General features: G+C 52.9%; 11 protein-coding genes and 1 CRISPR repeat array. Of the genes, 9 read left to right on the top strand and 2 right to left on the bottom strand.

The annotated features are described in order from the left end of the window. Nucleotides 1–445: 445 nt before the first annotated feature. The 7 genes from cas3 to cas2 all read left to right on the top strand — a co-directional run bounded on the left by cas3 (nt 446) and on the right by cas2 (nt 8,502). Nucleotides 446–2,920 (top strand): CRISPR-associated helicase Cas3', encoded by a 2,475-nt coding sequence (gene cas3 / locus FO488_RS05630; protein ID WP_149209652.1) that lies wholly within the window; start codon nt 446–448, stop codon nt 2,918–2,920. Beyond that, nucleotides 2,904–3,605 (top strand): type I-C CRISPR-associated protein Cas5c, encoded by a 702-nt coding sequence (gene cas5c, locus FO488_RS05635; RefSeq protein WP_149209653.1) that lies wholly within the window; start codon nt 2,904–2,906, stop codon nt 3,603–3,605. Before cas3 ends, cas5c begins: the two co-directional genes overlap by 17 nt. Continuing rightward, the gene (gene cas8c / locus FO488_RS05640) at nt 3,592–5,493 is read left to right on the top strand and encodes a type I-C CRISPR-associated protein Cas8c/Csd1 (protein ID WP_149209654.1); all 1,902 of its coding nucleotides are present in this window, start codon (nt 3,592–3,594) and stop codon (nt 5,491–5,493) included. Before cas5c ends, cas8c begins: the two co-directional genes overlap by 14 nt. Before the next feature lie 37 nt (nt 5,494–5,530). Continuing rightward, nucleotides 5,531–6,412, top strand: a complete 882-nt coding sequence (gene cas7c, locus FO488_RS05645; RefSeq protein ID WP_205743365.1) for a type I-C CRISPR-associated protein Cas7/Csd2 — start codon at nt 5,531–5,533, stop codon at nt 6,410–6,412. A 104-nt stretch (nt 6,413–6,516) separates the two neighbouring features. Then, on the top strand, nt 6,517–7,137 hold the full coding sequence (cas4, locus tag FO488_RS05650; RefSeq protein WP_149209656.1) for a CRISPR-associated protein Cas4: 621 nt from the start codon (nt 6,517–6,519) through the stop codon (nt 7,135–7,137). Then, a complete protein-coding gene (gene cas1c / locus FO488_RS05655) occupies nt 7,134–8,168 on the top strand; it encodes a type I-C CRISPR-associated endonuclease Cas1c (protein ID WP_149209657.1) in 1,035 nt (344 codons plus the stop codon). Before cas4 ends, cas1c begins: the two co-directional genes overlap by 4 nt. A 40-nt stretch (nt 8,169–8,208) precedes the next feature. Next, a complete protein-coding gene (gene cas2 / locus FO488_RS05660) occupies nt 8,209–8,502 on the top strand; it encodes a CRISPR-associated endonuclease Cas2 (protein WP_149209658.1) in 294 nt (97 codons plus the stop codon). Nucleotides 8,503–8,674: 172 nt separating this feature from the next. Further along, nucleotides 8,675–12,657: direct repeats of the CRISPR family, unit length 37 nt; unit sequence GAGCACCAGCCCAATCCGGGCTGGTGTGGATTGAAAC. 67 nt (nt 12,658–12,724) lie between these two features. Here cas2 and FO488_RS05665 read toward each other — a convergent pair. Further along, nucleotides 12,725–14,326, bottom strand: coding sequence for a sigma-54-dependent Fis family transcriptional regulator (locus FO488_RS05665; RefSeq protein WP_149209659.1), 1,602 nt, complete (start codon nt 14,324–14,326; stop codon nt 12,725–12,727). Between the two features lie 487 nt (nt 14,327–14,813). On the opposite strand from FO488_RS05665, the gene FO488_RS05670 reads away from it, so the two are divergent. Both FO488_RS05670 and FO488_RS05675 read left to right on the top strand, forming a co-directional pair. Next, nucleotides 14,814–15,164: a cytochrome c3 family protein gene (locus tag FO488_RS05670; protein WP_149209660.1), complete on the top strand. Its 351-nt coding sequence runs from the start codon at nt 14,814–14,816 to the stop codon at nt 15,162–15,164. 82 nt (nt 15,165–15,246) lie between these two features. Next, nucleotides 15,247–16,767, top strand: coding sequence for an FAD-dependent oxidoreductase (locus FO488_RS05675; protein ID WP_149209661.1), 1,521 nt, complete (start codon nt 15,247–15,249; stop codon nt 16,765–16,767). Between the two features lie 155 nt (nt 16,768–16,922). On the opposite strand, the gene FO488_RS05680 is transcribed toward FO488_RS05675, so the two are convergent. After that, nucleotides 16,923–18,524: a sigma-54-dependent Fis family transcriptional regulator gene (locus FO488_RS05680; protein WP_149209662.1), complete on the bottom strand. Its 1,602-nt coding sequence runs from the start codon at nt 18,522–18,524 to the stop codon at nt 16,923–16,925. Nucleotides 18,525–18,708 lie beyond the last annotated feature (184 nt).

The raw sequence follows: 18,708 nt of genomic DNA on the forward strand, positions 1-18,708 counted from the left end.
CATACTATCCCATATTTGCCATATTTGCCATATTTTTTGTTTCGTAGGGTACAAATTAGGGTACAACTTTTTATGGAATTCGAATTCACTTTGTGCGGTCATAAGCTGTAAATATATTTCCTGATTAGCAGAAGATAGACGCTAATCAAGTTTTTGAATGATCGGATCGACAGAGGATGCGGCAGGATGTGAAGTTATTGGCGAAATCTAAAGCCTCGCGGGCATAGCGCCTGCGGGGCTTTAGTATTTTTATCGGAATATCGCTAATATCACCATGTTTCCTGAGGTTGTTTTTACACATTGGACGAGAAGAAATCGGAAGAAATTTAATGCTTGCATAATGGGTGATATGGAGCAATTATGCTGCATAACATATTGAAATAATGTGTTAATATTTTTAACACTACTGTTGGAATGTATCGTTTTGAGACAATGAGGTGGATGTGTGAGAGAAAAGGCTACTCCAGAGTTCATTGCCCGTTATCGTCAATCGGACGGTACGCCACAGAGCTTGGAAGAACACCTCGAAGGCGTCGCCAAGTTGGCCAAACGGTTTGCCGCCAAGATAGGGCTTCCGACATTTGGAAAACTTTTGGGGAGTAGTCACGATCTTGGAAAATATTCAAAAGTGTTTCAAGATTATTTAAAATCTTCCGAAGGCAGGTTGGAGCCGGATGATGATGACTATGTTGACCCGCACAGATCAAAGGGAAAGATTGACCATTCCTCCGCTGGGGCACAGTTTGTCTGGCAGCACAAGAAAGGCTCGAACTTTCACCACCATCTTGCAGCAAATATCGTGGCCCTGTGTATTGCCTCTCACCACTCGGGGGTAATCGACTGCCTTGCTCCGAATGGTGTGGATGTGTTTAGCAGGCGGATGGGAAAGCCTGATGAGAAAACGCACTACACCGAGGCTCTGGATTCGCTGAATGAAGCCTTGAAGAACCGATCCATTGAGCTTTTGACATTACCGGAGCTTGAATATGAATTAAGACAACGACTTGAAGGGCTCAAAGATGTTTTTACCTCTCCGGTAACCAGTCTGTTTGCACTTGGATTTCTAGTTCGTTTTCTTTTCAGCACCCTGATAGACGCTGACCGTCTGAACTCGGCAGAGCGAATGCCTTTGCCCGAGGTCGAGTGGCAGACCCTCATCTCATTTCTCGAACAGCACTTGACCAAGCTGGGAGGTGTTCACGCCATTGACGCCATCAGGGCACAAATATCCCTGGCATGCTTGCAAAGCGCCGAACGGGAGAAGGGATTGTACCGACTTACCGTGCCGACCGGCGGCGGCAAGACCCTCGCCAGCCTTCGTTTTGCCCTGCATCACGCAGCCAAGCATGGCATGGATCGAATCATCTATGTTGTTCCTTTTACCTCAATCATTGATCAGAACGCTCGTGTCGCCCGATCTGTATTTGCCCCACTGGAAAACGAAGATAAACGAGTTGTTCTGGAACATCATTCAAACCTCACCCCGGAACAGGACACCAGTACGAGCAAACTGTTGTCCGAAAATTGGGATGCCCCCATCGTCTATACAACTGCTGTACAATTTTTGGAAACTCTTTTCGCTGGGGGCACCCGTGGCGTACGCCGCTTGCACCAGCTTGCCAATGCAGTAATCATCTTCGACGAAATCCAAACCATTCCGATCCGTACCGTTCATCTCTTCAATAATGCCGTCAATTTTCTGGTCAGTCAGTGTGGTTCGACGGTGTTGTTCTGTACGGCCACGCAGCCTTTGCTGGACCGTGTTGATGTTAATAACGGTGCGGCCAAGCTCTCTAATGCCTCGGAGATGATGGGGGAAAATCTCAATGATCTTTTCCGCAATCTTCGCCGCGCCAGGATCGAAGACCACTGCAAGGATGGGGGGTGGACAGCAGATGAAGTTGCGACTGCTGCCTTGGGAGAACTGGCAGATAGTGGTAGCGTCCTGATCATCGTCAATAAAAAGTCCCAAGCTAAGGAATTGTTTGAGCGGCTACACGGTGAGACGGAGCATGTCTACCACCTAAGTACCAGCATGTGTCCGGCCCATCGCATGACGGTGCTTGATGAAATCAGAACCTGTCTTGATCCCAACAGGCAGCAACCGGTCATCTGCGTCAGCACCCAATTGATTGAAGCCGGGGTTGATGTGGATTTCGGTTCGGTAATCCGGTATCTGGCCGGACTTGATTCCATCGCCCAGGCGGCCGGGCGCTGCAATCGGAACGGGCGACGGGCGATAGGGAGAGTTTTGGTTGTCAATCCTGCGCACGAAAATTTAGATAGGTTACCGGACATAAGAATAGCACAAGGGGTCACCCGACGGGTGTTACATGAATTCAAAGGCGATCCTGAAACATTCGGCGGGGACTTGCAAAGCCCCCAGGTAATGGAACGTTATTTCTCCTATTATTTTTTCAGCCGCTCACAGGAAATGACTTTTCCTGTATCGAACAAGGATATCGATGGAATGGTGGTAAAAAGCGATTTGCTGACTCTGCTGTCAACCAATAACGATGCGGTTGAAATCTACAAGAACGAACAGCGGCAAGCTCCCCCAACACTGCTGCGTCAGGCATTCATGAGCGCAGCCGCAGCATTCAAGGTTATTGATTCACCTACGGAAGGAGTGATTGTCCCCTATGGTGACGGCGAGCGGCTCATAACCGCGCTGGTGAGTTGCGGTGGCGAAGACCGTTTGTCGCTGATGAAGAAGGCGCAACGTTATTCGGTGAACCTGTTTCCGTATGAAGCGGAGGAACTGAAAAGAAAGCGTCGGTTATACGAGGTTTGGCCAGACAGTAAAATCTGCTATCTCGACGAGCGTAATTACAGCGAAGAATTTGGTGCAAGTCTGGAAGAGGTTTCAGAAATGAAACTACTGCTTGTTTCAGGAGGTGACAATGAGGAGCCGTATTGATTTTAACCTGACGGGACGCTTCGCCCTATTCACTGATCCGCTGACTAAGATTGGCGGAGAAAAGTGTTCGTATCATATCCCAACATACGAGGCATTGAAGGGTGTTGCCAAATCAATCTATTGGAAGCCGACGTTTGTCTGGGTGATCGACAAGGTGCGGGTCATGCGTCGTATTCGTACCCAGTCGAAGAGCATGAAACCACTTGTATTCAGCGGCGGCAACTCCTTGGCGATTTATACTTATCTCGCAGACGTTGAGTACCAAGTACAGGCCCATTTCGAATGGAATGTACAACGTGATGATCTTGCATCAGACCGCAACGAAGACAAACACTGGCATGTGGCAAGGCGGATGTTGGAAAAAGGAGGGCGGCAGGACATTTTTCTGGGTACGCGGGAGTGCCAGGGATACGTGGAACCGTGCTCGTTCGGCGAAGGAAGAGGCGACTATGACAGCTACGGCGAGTTGGAATATGGACTTATGTTCCACGGGTTTGACTACCCCGACGAAACCGGCACAAACGAACTTCATAGCCGCTTCTGGCGACCAGTGATGAAGGACGGAGTAGTAGAGTTTATCCCGCCGCAATCGTGCCAGGTGCGTAAGTTTGTACGTGAGATGATCCCCAATCCGCCCAGTTCTGTGGGGCTGCAAGAGGAGGGACTTCTGAATGAGTTGGATTGAGAGGCTGCACAGAACCTACGAAAATAATTTGGACAAAATCGCAAACCCGAACGACACGATTCCTTTGCTACCGTTGTTCCATACGACCCAGAATGCCCAGCTTCACATTGTACTGGATGGCGACGGCAACTTGGTTGCAGCCGATGTGGTGCCCAAGGATGATGCCCAAACGATTATTCCCGCGACAGAAGCATCCGCAGGCAGAGCAGGGGCAAAAATGGCCCCACATGCCCTGTGTGACACTTTGCAATATGTGGCCGGTGATTACCTCGATTTTGGGGGGAATCCTAATAAGAAGAAAAATGAATCCGGATTTGATCTGTACATCTTTGCCCTGGCAGGCTGGGTTGATAGCTCGAACAACCGTAAGTTGCGGTCAGTGCTAAACTATCTTGGAAAACGGACATTGATTAAGGATCTGATTGCTAAACAAGTTTTGTTCGCAGGAAATGACGGCAAGCTTGCAGTCGACTGGCAAAACGAAGAAGAATCCCCACGGATTTTCAAGGTGATTAAACAGGCAAATAAGAAAGGGCAGTTTGAGGCGTTTGTTCGTTTTTCCGTAGAAATTCCCGGTCTCGTTCCAAGCGAGTTGTGGAAGGATGTCGAATTGCGAGAATCCTGGGCACGATATTACCCTTCCTTGCAGTCGGTGCGCGATATTTGCATGGTAACGGGCGAGAGAAGCAATCTTGCCTGCAATCACCCGAAAAATATCCGCTATCCCGGCGATGGAGCCAAGCTGATTTCTTCAAACGATACGGAAGGATTTACCTATCTTGGCCGATTCACCTCCGACCTGGAGGCATGCGGCATTGGCATTGAAGTAACTCAGAAAGCCCATAGCGCTTTACGTTGGTTGATTGAACGCCAGGGCAGAAGGGATGGTGAACAGGCTGTTGTGGCTTGGGCAGTTTCGGGGGTTGAAGTACCGGACCCACAAATGGACACGCTTGCCTTTCTGCTTGGCGATGAGCAGGTGACTTTGAAGCCAAAGACTGGTTATACGGCTCCCGAAGTGGCAGAAGCATTGAGAAAAAAGATGGCTGGTTACACGGCAAGATTGAAAACGACGGATGGTGTTGTCGTTCTCGGCCTTGATTCTGCCTCGCCGGGACGAATGGCGATCAGTTATTACCGGGAGTTGACCGCCTCGGAATTCCTGCAGCGGATAGAAGCTTGGCACACCGATTGTTGCTGGCAGCAGTATTTCGGCAAGGATAAGATTTTCTACGGTGCCCCCGCACCGCGGGATATTGCCGAGGTGGCCTATGGCAGGCGTGTTGACGATAAATTGCGCAAAGCGACCATTGAGCGCTTGTTGCCGTGCATTGTCGATGCAGCGGTTATCCCACACGATCTGGTAGAATCCTGTGTCAGGCGGGCAAGCAACCGCAACGGTATTGAATATTGGGAGTGGGAAAAGGCCCTTGGAATAGCATGTGCATTGTATAGAAAGCAGAATGGAAAGGAGGAGTACGGGATGGCATTGGATGAAGAACGAAAAAGCAGGGATTATTTGTACGGCCGGTTGTTGGCTTTGGCGGAACATCTTGAGGAACGGGCATTGTTTGTCGGCGGCGAGAAGCGGGCAACGAGTGCTGAGAAATTGCTACAGCGTTTTTCCGATCATCCGTATTCCACTTGGCGGATTATTGAGACCGGTTTGACTCCATATAAAGTCAGGCTTAATTCAAGGCGCTCCGGATTCCTCCATGCTGTGCAGCAGGAAATTGATGTTGTTTGCCAGAAATTTGAAACGGAGGAATTTATCTCCGATAGGCGGTTAAGCGGTGAATTCCTTCTTGGGTATCATTGCCAGAGGGCAAAGCTGAAAATGTCGGGTGTCCAGGAAGTAACCGCAACAGAAGACGATTCTGAACAATAAGAACATCCAAAATCACAAAACAAAGGAGGCACCCATCATGAGCCTGTCCAAGAAGATCGATTTTGCCGTGGTTTTTAAAGTCGTCAATGCTAACCCTAATGGTGACCCGCTTAACGGTAATCGCCCACGAACAATTTATGAAGGTAATGGTGAAGTCTCCGATGTCTGCGTCAAGCGTAAGATCCGCAACCGGCTGATAGAAACGGGACAACGGATATTTGTACAGTCCGACGACAACAGAAACGATGACCACCCTAGCTTAAAAGCCCGGGCTGATGAAGTCTTGGCCGGCATCAAGAACCCAGAAGAGATTACCAGGAAAGCCTGCGAAACTTGGTTTGATGTGCGGGCCTTCGGGCAGCTTTTCGCTTTCAAGGCTTCCGGCGGTAGAAAGGCCAAGGGCGAAGATAGCGGAGAAGATAAGGGAGTTTCCATTGGTATTCGCGGTCCGGTCAGCGTTCAGTCGGCGTTCAGCATTGCTCCGGTAAGTCTGACTAGTACTCAAATTACCAAAAGTGTCAGCAGCGAAGGCGACGGCACCAAGCGCGGTTCCGACACCATGGGGATGAAGCATCGTGTTGATCGGGGCATTTATTACTTCTATGGCAGCATGAACCCGCAGTTGGCCGTCAAAACCGGGTTCAGCGACGATGATGCTGCTGCCATCAAGGCGGTGCTGCCGAAATTGTTTGAGAACGATGCATCATCGGCCCGCCCCGAGGGAAGTATGGAGGTCCTGAAGGTGATCTGGTGGGAGCATGCCAGCAAAAGTGGACAAGCATCATCGGCCAAGGTACATCGTAGCCTCATGGTTAATGACATCGAAGATCTTGCAAATATATTGTCATTCGAGCCAGGCAAGGGCCCGGACGATGCCGGTGAAAACTGGCCGAGGCCTGAAATAATTAATGGGTATTAAAACATCATCTTGATGCTGGCAGCCCTCCGTGAGGGTATCAGCGAAGCAGACCGAGATGAAAAGAAAAAACGGACATGGCAAACGGCGTTCCTGCGAGGAGCCTTATGAACAACACTTCCGACCCCATCCCCATCTCTGCGCTGGAGCATTACGCCTACTGCCCGCGCCAGTGCGCCCTGATCCATGTGGAGCGGGTCTGGGACGAAAACCTGTACACCATGCGGGGCAGGGACGTGCATGAACGCGTGCATGACGATTCGTCGCACGAGGCGGCGGGGATACGGATGGAACGTTCCCTGCCCGTATGGTGCCGCCGATTGAATCTGACCGGCAAGGCCGATTTGGTGGAATTTTGCGGCGATACCCCCTATCCCGTGGAGTACAAATCCGGCCATCGGCGGAGGGGCGTTCCTGAAACCGTCCAACTCTGCGCCCAAGCCATCTGCCTGGAAGAGATGCTCGGTCTTGCGGTCGGCAAGGGGGCCATCTTCTGGCATGGTTCACGGGAACGGCAGGAGATCGTTTTTACCGAGGCCATGCGTCGCCAGGTGGAGGAGGTGTCCGCCACCGTTTCAGATATGCTGGAGAAACGCATGGTGCCGCCGCCGGCGAATGACAAGCGTTGTGAAGGGTGCTCTCTCAAAGAATCCTGCCTCCCCTCAGTGGTGGCGGATAAAGACCGGGGCCGCCGGGCGGCGCGGGAATTATTCGAGGCCAAACCATGAAACAGCTTCTCAACACGCTGTACGTCATGACCCAGGGAGCCTATCTGTCCCTTGATCACGAAACCGTGAGGGTGGAGGTGAATGGAGACTTGAAGCTCCAGGTGCCGCTCCATCATCTCGGTTCCATCGTCACCATGGGCAACGTCATGATCAGCCCGTTTTTTCTGGGTAAATGCGCTGATGACGGCCGTGCCGTGGTGATCCTGGACCGCAACGGCCGTTACAAATGCCGTATGGTAGGCAAGACAAACGGTAATGTCCTCTTGCGCCAGGCCCAGTATCAGGCAGGGCAGGATGACGACCACACAACGGCTATCGCCGCTGCCATGACTGCCGGAAAGGTGAAGAACGCCCGCAACGTGTTGCTGCGGAGCGCGCGGGAATCCGGCGACCCGGAAGAGGAAAGGCATCTGAGAAAATCGGCGGATATCCAGGCCGAAGCACTATTCCATCTCAAATCGGCCCGTGATACCGACCACGTGCGCGGTTTGGAGGGAGAGGCCGCTGCCGCGTATTTTGATGTTTTCACCCTTATGATGAAACCGGCGGAACGCGACAGCCTCCCCATGAACGGCCGTAACCGCAGGCCACCGCTGGACCCGGTGAATGCGCTAATTTCATTTCTTTATACGCTGCTTTTAAATGACTGCATCAGCGCTGTAGAAGGGGTCGGGCTCGATCCCCAGATGGGATTTCTGCATGTCCCCCGACCGGGGCGACCTTCGCTGGGGCTTGATCTTATGGAAGAATTCCGGGCTTTTATGGCAGACAGACTGGCTGTCACGCTGATTAACCGCAAGCAGATTACGTTGGAACATTTTGAGCCGCGGCCCGGTGGGGCCGTTTACCTGAACGAGAAGGGCCGCAAGGAGGTGGTAGCGGCCTGGCAGAAACGCAAACAGGAGGAAACAGAGCATCCGCTGTTGGCCGAAAAAACTCTCATCGGCTTGGTGCCACATCTTCAGGCTCGTTTGCTGGCCCGGCATCTGCGTGGCGATTTGGAGTCATATGTTCCGTACATCCATCCATAAGTGTCCATCTGTGCCTGAGCGTTTTTAACGGAGATGCATAATGTGGATTGTTGTCTGTTATGACGTCAATACCGAGACCAGAGAAGGAAGGCGGCGATTGCGGCGAGTGGCACAAGTTTGCAAGAACTTTGGTCAGCGGGTGCAGAAGTCGGTGTTTGAGTGCCAGGTGGATGAGATGAAATTTGAGCAACTTCGACGGTTATTATTGAAAGAGGTCAAATTGGAGTTGGACAACCTCCGTCTGTATCGTTTGACCGAACCGAGAGAGAAACGCGTTGAGGAATATGGTGCAACCAGAACGGTATTCTTTGATGAAGAAACGCTGGTGGTGTAAGTCGCGCGAACCTGATGCTCGCGCAAAAATATGTGGGTGTTCGCGATCGTGGTAAATCAAATGGTTAGGACAGAACATATGGGAAATTTTTATCGGCCTGGGGGCAAAATTTCCCGGGTTCGCAAAACCGATTGCATAACATGTTGGAAACTGTCCCTATTTTGAGGGGGCAGAGCACCAGCCCAATCCGGGCTGGTGTGGATTGAAACGTAGGTAAGGGTCAGGCTGTCGTGGCGGGCCTTGGAGCACCAGCCCAATCCGGGCTGGTGTGGATTGAAACTGGCTAGATGAGACAAATGTTGTGAGGGTAGGAGAGCACCAGCCCAATCCGGGCTGGTGTGGATTGAAACAAGCAGGTAAAATTATCTGCTCCTGCCCTACATGCGAGCACCAGCCCAATCCGGGCTGGTGTGGATTGAAACCCCAAGTAGCACGAGCCAATGTGAAAGGTATTTGGTGAGCACCAGCCCAATCCGGGCTGGTGTGGATTGAAACCAGGGGACCGCTGACGTTGGCCAGATGGGTACGCAGAGCACCAGCCCAATCCGGGCTGGTGTGGATTGAAACAGCGAGGCCGATGTGCGCACCACGGCCGCCGTGTACGAGCACCAGCCCAATCCGGGCTGGTGTGGATTGAAACTGCACCACGACGCCGTCGGTGTAGAGGACGTTGCCGAGCACCAGCCCAATCCGGGCTGGTGTGGATTGAAACTGGAGGAGGCCCGCGTCAAGCGCGGGCAGGGCCGCCGAGCACCAGCCCAATCCGGGCTGGTGTGGATTGAAACAATCAGCCGGGCCACTTGGGGTTGCCGATCGGCAACCGAGCACCAGCCCAATCCGGGCTGGTGTGGATTGAAACATGATCGGGATGCCAGTTGCGCCGATGCCCAGCGGGAGCACCAGCCCAATCCGGGCTGGTGTGGATTGAAACCCGTCCAAGGGTGGTAGCAAAAGACCGTCCAAGGGGAGCACCAGCCCAATCCGGGCTGGTGTGGATTGAAACCGCTGGTGGCCAACAAGATCAGCTACACAATTGGGAGCACCAGCCCAATCCGGGCTGGTGTGGATTGAAACCATTCCGGCGCCATCGCCACCCCGGCGGCGGAGGCGAGCACCAGCCCAATCCGGGCTGGTGTGGATTGAAACGGAATAGCTAAATACCTGTAAAAACAACCGAAAGGCGAGCACCAGCCCAATCCGGGCTGGTGTGGATTGAAACCAGTATGGCTCTCTTACCGGCGGATCACAGGGGGGAGCACCAGCCCAATCCGGGCTGGTGTGGATTGAAACCATCGGGGCGGCCGTATCGGCCAAGGACGTCCTCGAGCACCAGCCCAATCCGGGCTGGTGTGGATTGAAACTTGATGACGGTGAACGCTTTGGTCAGGGGCAGACGAGCACCAGCCCAATCCGGGCTGGTGTGGATTGAAACACGTTGTGCCCATGACTTCGGTCAAGGCCTACGACGAGCACCAGCCCAATCCGGGCTGGTGTGGATTGAAACAACCACCCGTGGTACGGAAATAGCGACCAGCGCCACGAGCACCAGCCCAATCCGGGCTGGTGTGGATTGAAACACGAGTCAGGAGCACGGCCGGGACTTCGTCGGCGGCGAGCACCAGCCCAATCCGGGCTGGTGTGGATTGAAACTTGTCCCCGATCAGTGCCAGAACGGGGTCCCCCTTGAGCACCAGCCCAATCCGGGCTGGTGTGGATTGAAACATGACCTGGGTGCGGGGCCAGCTTTACCCCTTTATCGAGCACCAGCCCAATCCGGGCTGGTGTGGATTGAAACCACATCCTCAATCGACAATAGCGCGTTGAGCGACGTGAGCACCAGCCCAATCCGGGCTGGTGTGGATTGAAACCTTCAAGAGAACACCGTCCGCATCGACCTGATCTGAGCACCAGCCCAATCCGGGCTGGTGTGGATTGAAACACTGGGTATGAACTGCATATATCCGCTGTCCCTAAAAGAGCACCAGCCCAATCCGGGCTGGTGTGGATTGAAACGCGGGAGCTTTATGACTGGCACGGCGAAATTATGAGCACCAGCCCAATCCGGGCTGGTGTGGATTGAAACAGCAGCCCGGCCTTGACGGCGGCGCTCTTCGGGGAGCACCAGCCCAATCCGGGCTGGTGTGGATTGAAACATGAAATGGCAGAAATGGCAGGCGCGAGCCATCAGGAGCACCAGCCCAATCCGGGCTGGTGTGGATTGAAACTTGGGGTCGGCCACCACTTCGGCGGGGAGGCTGAGAGCACCAGCCCAATCCGGGCTGGTGTGGATTGAAACCATGTTCACCTCGGAGTAATCGTTATCTGTTGCGGGAGCACCAGCCCAATCCGGGCTGGTGTGGATTGAAACGTATTCCCTCGAGGGTGAAGCGGTATTCCTGGCCGGAGCACCAGCCCAATCCGGGCTGGTGTGGATTGAAACCCAAAAAAGACCATTTGATACGGCATGCCACGGCCCGAGCACCAGCCCAATCCGGGCTGGTGTGGATTGAAACGGAATTAGACAATGAAGCTGCTACCAACACTGTGATCAGGAGCACCAGCCCAATCCGGGCTGGTGTGGATTGAAACACCCGCGCCTACACCTATTCCGGAAGCACCACGAGCACCAGCCCAATCCGGGCTGGTGTGGATTGAAACGTGGTAGGTGCCCTGTGACGATTCAATCGTTTGCGAGCACCAGCCCAATCCGGGCTGGTGTGGATTGAAACCGCCATTGCCCCCAGCGAATACGTCGGGATCACCAGAGCACCAGCCCAATCCGGGCTGGTGTGGATTGAAACCGGCTATCCCGGCCGGGCCGTGATCGCCATCGCGAGCACCAGCCCAATCCGGGCTGGTGTGGATTGAAACAATCTGAGCAACGGCAATACCATTGACTTCGGCACGAGCACCAGCCCAATCCGGGCTGGTGTGGATTGAAACAGGGTGGTGGTAATCGGCGTGGCACTGGTGGTGGTGAGCACCAGCCCAATCCGGGCTGGTGTGGATTGAAACAGCAGATCCTCCTCGGAGCAGTTGCCGAGAGCAGAGCACCAGCCCAATCCGGGCTGGTGTGGATTGAAACATGAAAAGCCAGATCCCGGGCACCGGCAACATGGCGAGCACCAGCCCAATCCGGGCTGGTGTGGATTGAAACAGTTCCTCCATGTGGGCCTGGAGCATGCGGGTCAGAGCACCAGCCCAATCCGGGCTGGTGTGGATTGAAACCATGGGCCGGGCTGGGCATCGACGGCGGTGACCACAGAGCACCAGCCCAATCCGGGCTGGTGTGGATTGAAACTGAGCCGGGGCACAGTGAAAGGTTAAGAACCAGCGGAGCACCAGCCCAATCCGGGCTGGTGTGGATTGAAACATACCACACAGCTTGACGGCGCGAATGCAGCAGTGAGCACCAGCCCAATCCGGGCTGGTGTGGATTGAAACAGTTTCGAGGGCGGGTACAAGATGCACCTCCGCGGGAGCACCAGCCCAATCCGGGCTGGTGTGGATTGAAACGGGATCGGAAAGGACAAAGAGCTTGTCTCTTTCGAGCACCAGCCCAATCCGGGCTGGTGTGGATTGAAACATGGCATCGACGTTGGCGGCGGCCGCATCCTTGTGAGCACCAGCCCAATCCGGGCTGGTGTGGATTGAAACATGGCATCGACGTTGGCGGCGGCCGCATCCTTGTGAGCACCAGCCCAATCCGGGCTGGTGTGGATTGAAACAAGTGGAAGAACAGCGGGACCGACGCGGTCACGCAGAGCACCAGCCCAATTCGGGCTGGTGTGGATTGAAACACAACCGGCTCGTCGGCGTAGCTGTTGATGGTGGAGCACCAGCCCAATTCGGGCTGGTATGGATTGAAACTAACGAAGTGAGTAACTGAAATTACACTTCGCCGGGCACCAGCCCAATCCGGGTTGGTGTGGATTGAAACGTGACCTCGGACAGGGCCGTACCGAGGCCGGTGAGGGGCACCAGCCCAACCCGGGCTGGTGTGGATTGAAACAGGAGGGCGAAGACCTGTGGGGTGATCTCATAACGAGCACCAGCCCAATTCGGGCTGGTGTGGATTGAAACAACGATCAAGCGGCGTGGGACGCACTGCGGGACAGGAGCACCAGCCCAATTCGGGCTGGTGTGGATTGAAACCCGATGTTGCTCGCGGCAGAAATCATCATCGGCTAGCGAGAATGAGCGGTGACCCAAGCTATACAAGCTATCCCCCCTCATATCTCTTGAGCTTCTGGTAAAGCGACGAAAGACTGATGCCGAGTTTCCGGGCGGCAAGCGCTTTGTCTCCATTGACGATTTGAATTGCCGACAGAATGAGCTCTCGCTCAACATCGTCGATTGGGCGGATCGTGCCGGCAGACGTTACCAAAGACTCCGATTGGCGTACTATTTTAGGAAGATCGTTGAGGCTTATCCGCTTGCCGTTGCAGAGTGCGACAGCGTGCTCGATCGTGTTCTGAAGCTGCCTGACATTTCCCGGCCAATCATACTGGGCGAGCAAGTCAGCCACCTGGGGGGTGAACCCTATTACTTGCCGCTTCATTGTTTGCGAGGCTTTATCCAGAAAAAATTGGGCCAGGGAGAAAATATCATCCGGTCGCTCCCGAAGCGGCGGCACGATGATCTCGAAGATGCACAGTCGATAATAAAGGTCCTTCCGGAAGCGGCCCGCGGCTACTTCATCGGCCAAGTTGCGATTCGTCGCGGCAATGATGCGCACATCCACCGGCCGGGAACAGTTTTCGCCCACCCGCCGTATTTCCTTTTCCTGCAATACCCGCAAAAGCTTTACTTGCATACCCAAAGATATCTCGCCAACTTCATCGAGAAACAACGTGCCGCCGTTGGCTGCTTCAAAAAGGCCTAAGCGCTCCTTGTCCGCCCCGGTAAAAGCGCCCTTTGTGTGCCCAAAAAATTCGCTTTCCAGCAGTGTCTCCGCAACGGCACCGCAGTTAACGGCGAGAAATGGCTGAGCGGCACGCAGGGACTCCTTGTGGATGAACCGTGCGATCATCTCCTTGCCAACACCGCTTTCCCCGGTGACGACAACCGATGAATCAACTTTTGCGATACGCTTCGCGAGATTCAGGGTTTGGCGCATAATCTTGCTGCTGGCTATGATTCCCGATGACTGTACATCGTTGCCGATGAGTTGTTGGAGTTTGCGGACCCGCTGTTCCGAACGCTGCAGTTTGGTTGTCACATCCTTCAGCAGCACATCGATGGTTTCCGTATGGAAAAACGGCAGGTGGGGCTCGATGGCGGCACCCCAGTCCTCCTTGAGACGCGTTTCATTGTGGCAGCGGGCATCCCCTTTGGCGCAACACTGGTCTTCAATGCAATAGACCTCCTGGCCAAGCATCCGGGAACAGTAACCGCTGACGTAACCGGTCATTGTCCAGCATACCGGTTCGTGTGTCAGCCCCAGATGAAGGATATGCTGTTCTGCTTCATACGAGTCTTCCCAGATAGTGGACATGCGGAATGTCGGGATAAAACTCATATTACACGTCGGAATGTTGGTCATACCTTGCAGCATATGGAGCGTCGGGCCGCAAGCCCCATCCTGGAGCAGGTCCGGGTATTCACTGTCCAAGTTGTCAGCCGTACGCCAACCATGGGCGTAGCCCATGCGTGTCAGGATGTTGCGTGCCGCAAAAATGCCGAGGTTATCTATAAGTTCCTTGCGTAGCAACCCCAGTGCCACCGCATCGAAAAGCAGGGCTCGGTGCCCCATAAACTGAATGATCCCACCCTTTGGATTGAATGAAAGTAATTTTCTCAGATCAAGCTCCCGTGCCTTCATCTCCTCTCCTTTCAGCTGAAATCCCTTTCGATGACAACGGCCTGCCGCTCCTGCTCCTGCCCATGTGTGCTTTGCCGATGCTTGTGGTTGTTGAATAGCATGCAATTGCAAAAAATGGAAAAATTTTTTGCAAAAATTGCAATAACGCGCGCGTATACAAAAGGCATGAGGTTTCAAAAAGCTGGAAAATCTAACGGTCGCAGTCGGTTACGCAAAATAGCCATGGCTGGCATGGTAGGTGCTTAAACATTAAAGATTTTAATATTATCAGGTGGTTGGATAAGAGACTGTTGCCTCACGTCATGCTTTGGGACATCCGAGGTCTTTGGTATCGGGGCACAACAACCACACCGCGCAGGCCAGAGGAGGTGATGGGGAAGAGGCCATGAGCGCCGGAAACAGTGTGGGGGGGGCAATATGTCTGGCTGATCTTGAAGGATTTTTGAATTTACTAGGTGCAACACCAATCCCGTAAGGAGGTCGTTTGATGAAAAAGATGTTATCAGCAAGTTTGGTTGCAGCCGTAGCTGCGCTGTCTTTTAGCATTAACTTGTATGCGGGCGACAGCGGCCAGTTTATGGCGGACAAGCACAAAGCCATCGGGGCGCAATGCTCTTCCTGCCACGGAGGAGACACCAAGAGTGTTGTCGCAAACGGAAAATGTCTCGCATGCCACGGAAGTTATGACCAGTTGGCCGAAAAAACGAAGGATATGCATCTCAACCCTCACAAAAACCCGCATTTCTTGGATATAGAATGTGCCGCCTGCCATTCAGGGCACAAACCGCTGGACGCCTTCTGCCAAAACTGCCATGGCCCCCTCACGCGCCATAAGTAGAATGGGTGCCATATTGCAGCGATCATGTCGATCCGCATTGTGATGATCCGAGAACATAATTTCAAAAGGAGAATCTAAAGCTATGAGATTTGCCAAGACAATGAAGAGTGCGATGCTGCTGCTTGTGATAGCGGTGTCGAGCGGCGCCTATGCGGCTGATAAAACCATGAGCACCGATATAGTCGTGGTCGGAGGTGGCTCCGCCGGTATGTCCGCCGCCCTGGAAGCCGCATACGGCGGAGCGAAGGTGATTGTACTCGAGAAAAACCCGTACCTTGGTGGAAGCTCCAACTTTGCAGAGGGGCCTTTCGGCGTAGAATCAGACCTTCAACGCAAAAAATCCTATGGATTATCCAAAGACGAAGCCTACAAACACATTATCGAATTCAATCACTATTTGAACAATGCCCCGATCATCAGAAAGTTTGTCGAAAACTCTGCCTCAAATATTGAATGGCTGACCAATCAGGGCGTTGGCCTCGACCCCATTCACATTTCCGTAACCGAGCCGATGGTGTGGCACGTAATCCTGAACAAGGGGCAATATATCCACGGGGGGGCTCTTATCACCACCTTGCAGGCCAAGGCCAAGGAACAGGGCGTCACGTTCATGCTCAGGACGCCTGCGAAGAAGCTGATCTACGATGGTTCCAAGGTGGCTGGAGTTGAAGCTGTTGACGCCCTTGGGAACACCATTGCCATCAAGGCCAAAGCGGTCATTATCACGACTGGCGGGTTTGGCAACAGCAAGGAACTGGTACGGAAATGGACCAAGTTCGATCCTGAAAAATTCAAACCAACGCTTCCTCTCAACAAAACCGGTGACGGCATCCTGATGGCCCAGAAGGTTGGCGCTGAAACCGAAGGACTTAACCTGATGCTCCATCCCGGGACCGAAGGCAAAGGCATTATCCCGCTTGGCAACCTCTATACCATGACGTGGCAGCCGTTTCTGTGGGTGAACAAATATGGCGAGCGTTTCATAGACGAATCCGTGGCATTCAGCTTTGCCCAGTCTGGTAACGCGATTTCCCGGCAGCGCGACGCCTTTGCATGGACAGTCTTTACCGATGAAGAGGTGAAGTATGTGATGGAAAAAGGTGTGGACAACGGTATTGGGGTACTGGTGCCGGTCACTACCAAGTTGACTAACCTGCAAAACGAAATCAACGGGGCTCTTGCAGCAGGCAGTGAAAGCTTCAAGGCAGCCGATTCGATAGAAGGCCTTGCCCGTCAGATAGGTGTTTCTCCCGAAAAACTGGAGAAGACGATTGGTGCGTACAACAAATATGCTGAAAACAAATATGACGAGCAATTTGTCAAAGATCCCCGGTGGATGAAGCCGGTTAAATCAGGCAAGTACTATGCGCTCAAGATATTCCCTTATCATTTCGTTTCCATTGGCGGCATCAGGGTAAACACCGACATGGAGGTCACTGACAAGAAAGACCAAGCTATCCCGGGACTCTATGCGGGTGGCTGTGACGTCGGCGGGCTCTATGGCGACACCTATACTCTTTGGGCTTCAGGCCATGCCTACGGCTTTGCAGTATTCTCCGGCCGCGAAGCGGCTAAGAGCGCCGTCAAGTATCTCAAGAATTGATGTAGAAGCGGCGTAGGCATGACGTCTACGCCGCTTTCTGTGCACAAATGCGTGAGAGCTGTACAGAGTTGCACCCTACTTGGGGCCAGTTCTTTGACAATTTTGTCATTACCAACGGTTTTATACCGACACAAGTTTGCCAGCGAATGGCAGGTCTATGTAATTTCGTATCGTTTTATTTTCTGATAAAGAGAAGATCTGCTTATTCCTAACCGTTTCGCTGCCTCAGTTTTATCTCCATCAAGCAGTTTTATTGCTGAAAGTATCTGCTCTCGCTCAAATTCTTCCATAGGCCTGATCATGTCGGCGTGGGCGTTGCCGGAACTCTTGAAACGGACGCTCTTGGGCAGGTCGCTCAGTTCGATGCGCTTGCCCTGACAAAGTACCACAGCATGCTCTATCGTATTCTCCAATTGCCGGACATTTCCCGGCCAGTTGTACTGTGCCAACCGGTCGGTCACCTCGGGCATGAATCCGATAACTTCCTTGCCGATCTTGGCCGTTGCCGTATTTAAAAAATTACGTGCCAGCAAAAGTATATCCTCCTGCCTGTCGCGCAGGGGAGGCACTAAAAGCTCAAAGATGCAGAGGCGGTAATAGAGGTCTTCGCGGAAACGACCGGCAGCGACCTCGTCGGAAAGGTCACGGTTGGTGGCTGCTATGATCCGGACATCCACCGGCCGGGAGATGTTTTCACCAACTCTTCTGATTTCTCTTTCCTGCAAAGCTCGAAGCAGTTTTGCCTGCATATTTGCAGAAATCTCACCGACCTCGTCAAGAAACAGAGTGCCGCCACTTGCTGCCTCGAACAAACCAAAGCGGTCCTTGTTTGCGCCAGTGAAAGATCCCTTCGCATGCCCAAAAAATTCGCTTTCCAGAAGCGTTTCAGTAACAGCGCTGCAGTTGATTGCAACAAACGGCCGCAGGGCACGCGCCGACTCGCTGTGTATTATCCTGGCAATTCGCTCCTTGCCTACGCCGCTCTCACCAGTAATCACAACCGACGATTCGACTTTTGCAATGCGTTTGGCAAGGTCAAGAGTGTTTCGCATGGTCTTGCTTTTCACCGTAAGGCCACAGCAGTCATAATCATCTTCCATCAGAGAGCGTTTCAATTTCATCTGCTTCTCTGATTTCATCAGCTTGGCTGTTACTTCATGGAGCATGGAACCAATTGTTTCGGCTTGAAAATAAGGCAGGTATGGGTCAATCAGGCTCCCCCATCCTTCACGCGTTCGGGTTTCGTTGTGGCACAAAGGATCGCCCTTGGCGCAACATTGGCTTTCAATACAGTAAATATCCTCCCCCAGCATTCGTGAACAGTACCCGCTAACGTAGCCGGTAAGCATCCAGCACACGGGTTCATGGGCAATGCCCATATGCAACAGATGCTGCTCTGCTTCATATGATTGCTGCCAGGTATTGAACATCCTGAAACTGGGCTCAAAAACGATTTCACACTTTGCCACATTTACCGCGCCTTGCAGCATATGCAAGGTGGGGCCGCATTGGGGGTCTTGCAAGAGGTCCGAGTACTCGGTATCGAGGTTGTCTGCAGTCGTCCAACCATGGGCATAGCCCAGCCTGGTCAAAATGTTTCTGGCAGAAAATGCTCCCAGATTTTCAATAAGCTCTTTTCGCAGGAGCCCCATCGCCATTGCGTCGATAATAAGGGTGCGATGCCCCATGAAATTCATTATTCCACCCTTCGGACTAAAAGAAAGTATCTGCCTCAGGTCGAGCTCGCTTGCCTTCATGTACTGCCTCCATTGTATACAATGCGTTGATAATTCGAGCTTTTTCAAAATTATCACACAGTCCATATTTTGTACATAAAAAATCCATAAAAAAGACAAACGGGCGTCGCTCAAGGCTGGCGGCGCGGGGCTGCAAAAATAAATAATAATAATTTCAATATGTTATTTAATATTTCTCGATTGG

The organism is Geobacter sp. FeAm09, assembly GCF_008330225.1.
GTDB lineage: Bacteria > Desulfobacterota > Desulfuromonadia > Geobacterales > Pseudopelobacteraceae > Oryzomonas.

Coding starts and splice junctions, on each gene's coding strand:
- cas2 (WP_149209658.1), top strand. CDS start 8,209: ATGTGGATTGTTGTCTGTTATGACGTCAATACCGAGACCAGAGAAGGA.
- FO488_RS05670 (WP_149209660.1), top strand. CDS start 14,814: ATGAAAAAGATGTTATCAGCAAGTTTGGTTGCAGCCGTAGCTGCGCTG.
- cas7c (WP_205743365.1), top strand. CDS start 5,531: ATGAGCCTGTCCAAGAAGATCGATTTTGCCGTGGTTTTTAAAGTCGTC.
- cas4 (WP_149209656.1), top strand. CDS start 6,517: ATGAACAACACTTCCGACCCCATCCCCATCTCTGCGCTGGAGCATTAC.
- cas8c (WP_149209654.1), top strand. CDS start 3,592: ATGAGTTGGATTGAGAGGCTGCACAGAACCTACGAAAATAATTTGGAC.
- cas1c (WP_149209657.1), top strand. CDS start 7,134: ATGAAACAGCTTCTCAACACGCTGTACGTCATGACCCAGGGAGCCTAT.
- FO488_RS05665 (WP_149209659.1), bottom strand. CDS start 14,326: ATGAAGGCACGGGAGCTTGATCTGAGAAAATTACTTTCATTCAATCCA.
- FO488_RS05680 (WP_149209662.1), bottom strand. CDS start 18,524: ATGAAGGCAAGCGAGCTCGACCTGAGGCAGATACTTTCTTTTAGTCCG.
- cas5c (WP_149209653.1), top strand. CDS start 2,904: ATGAGGAGCCGTATTGATTTTAACCTGACGGGACGCTTCGCCCTATTC.
- FO488_RS05675 (WP_149209661.1), top strand. CDS start 15,247: ATGAGATTTGCCAAGACAATGAAGAGTGCGATGCTGCTGCTTGTGATA.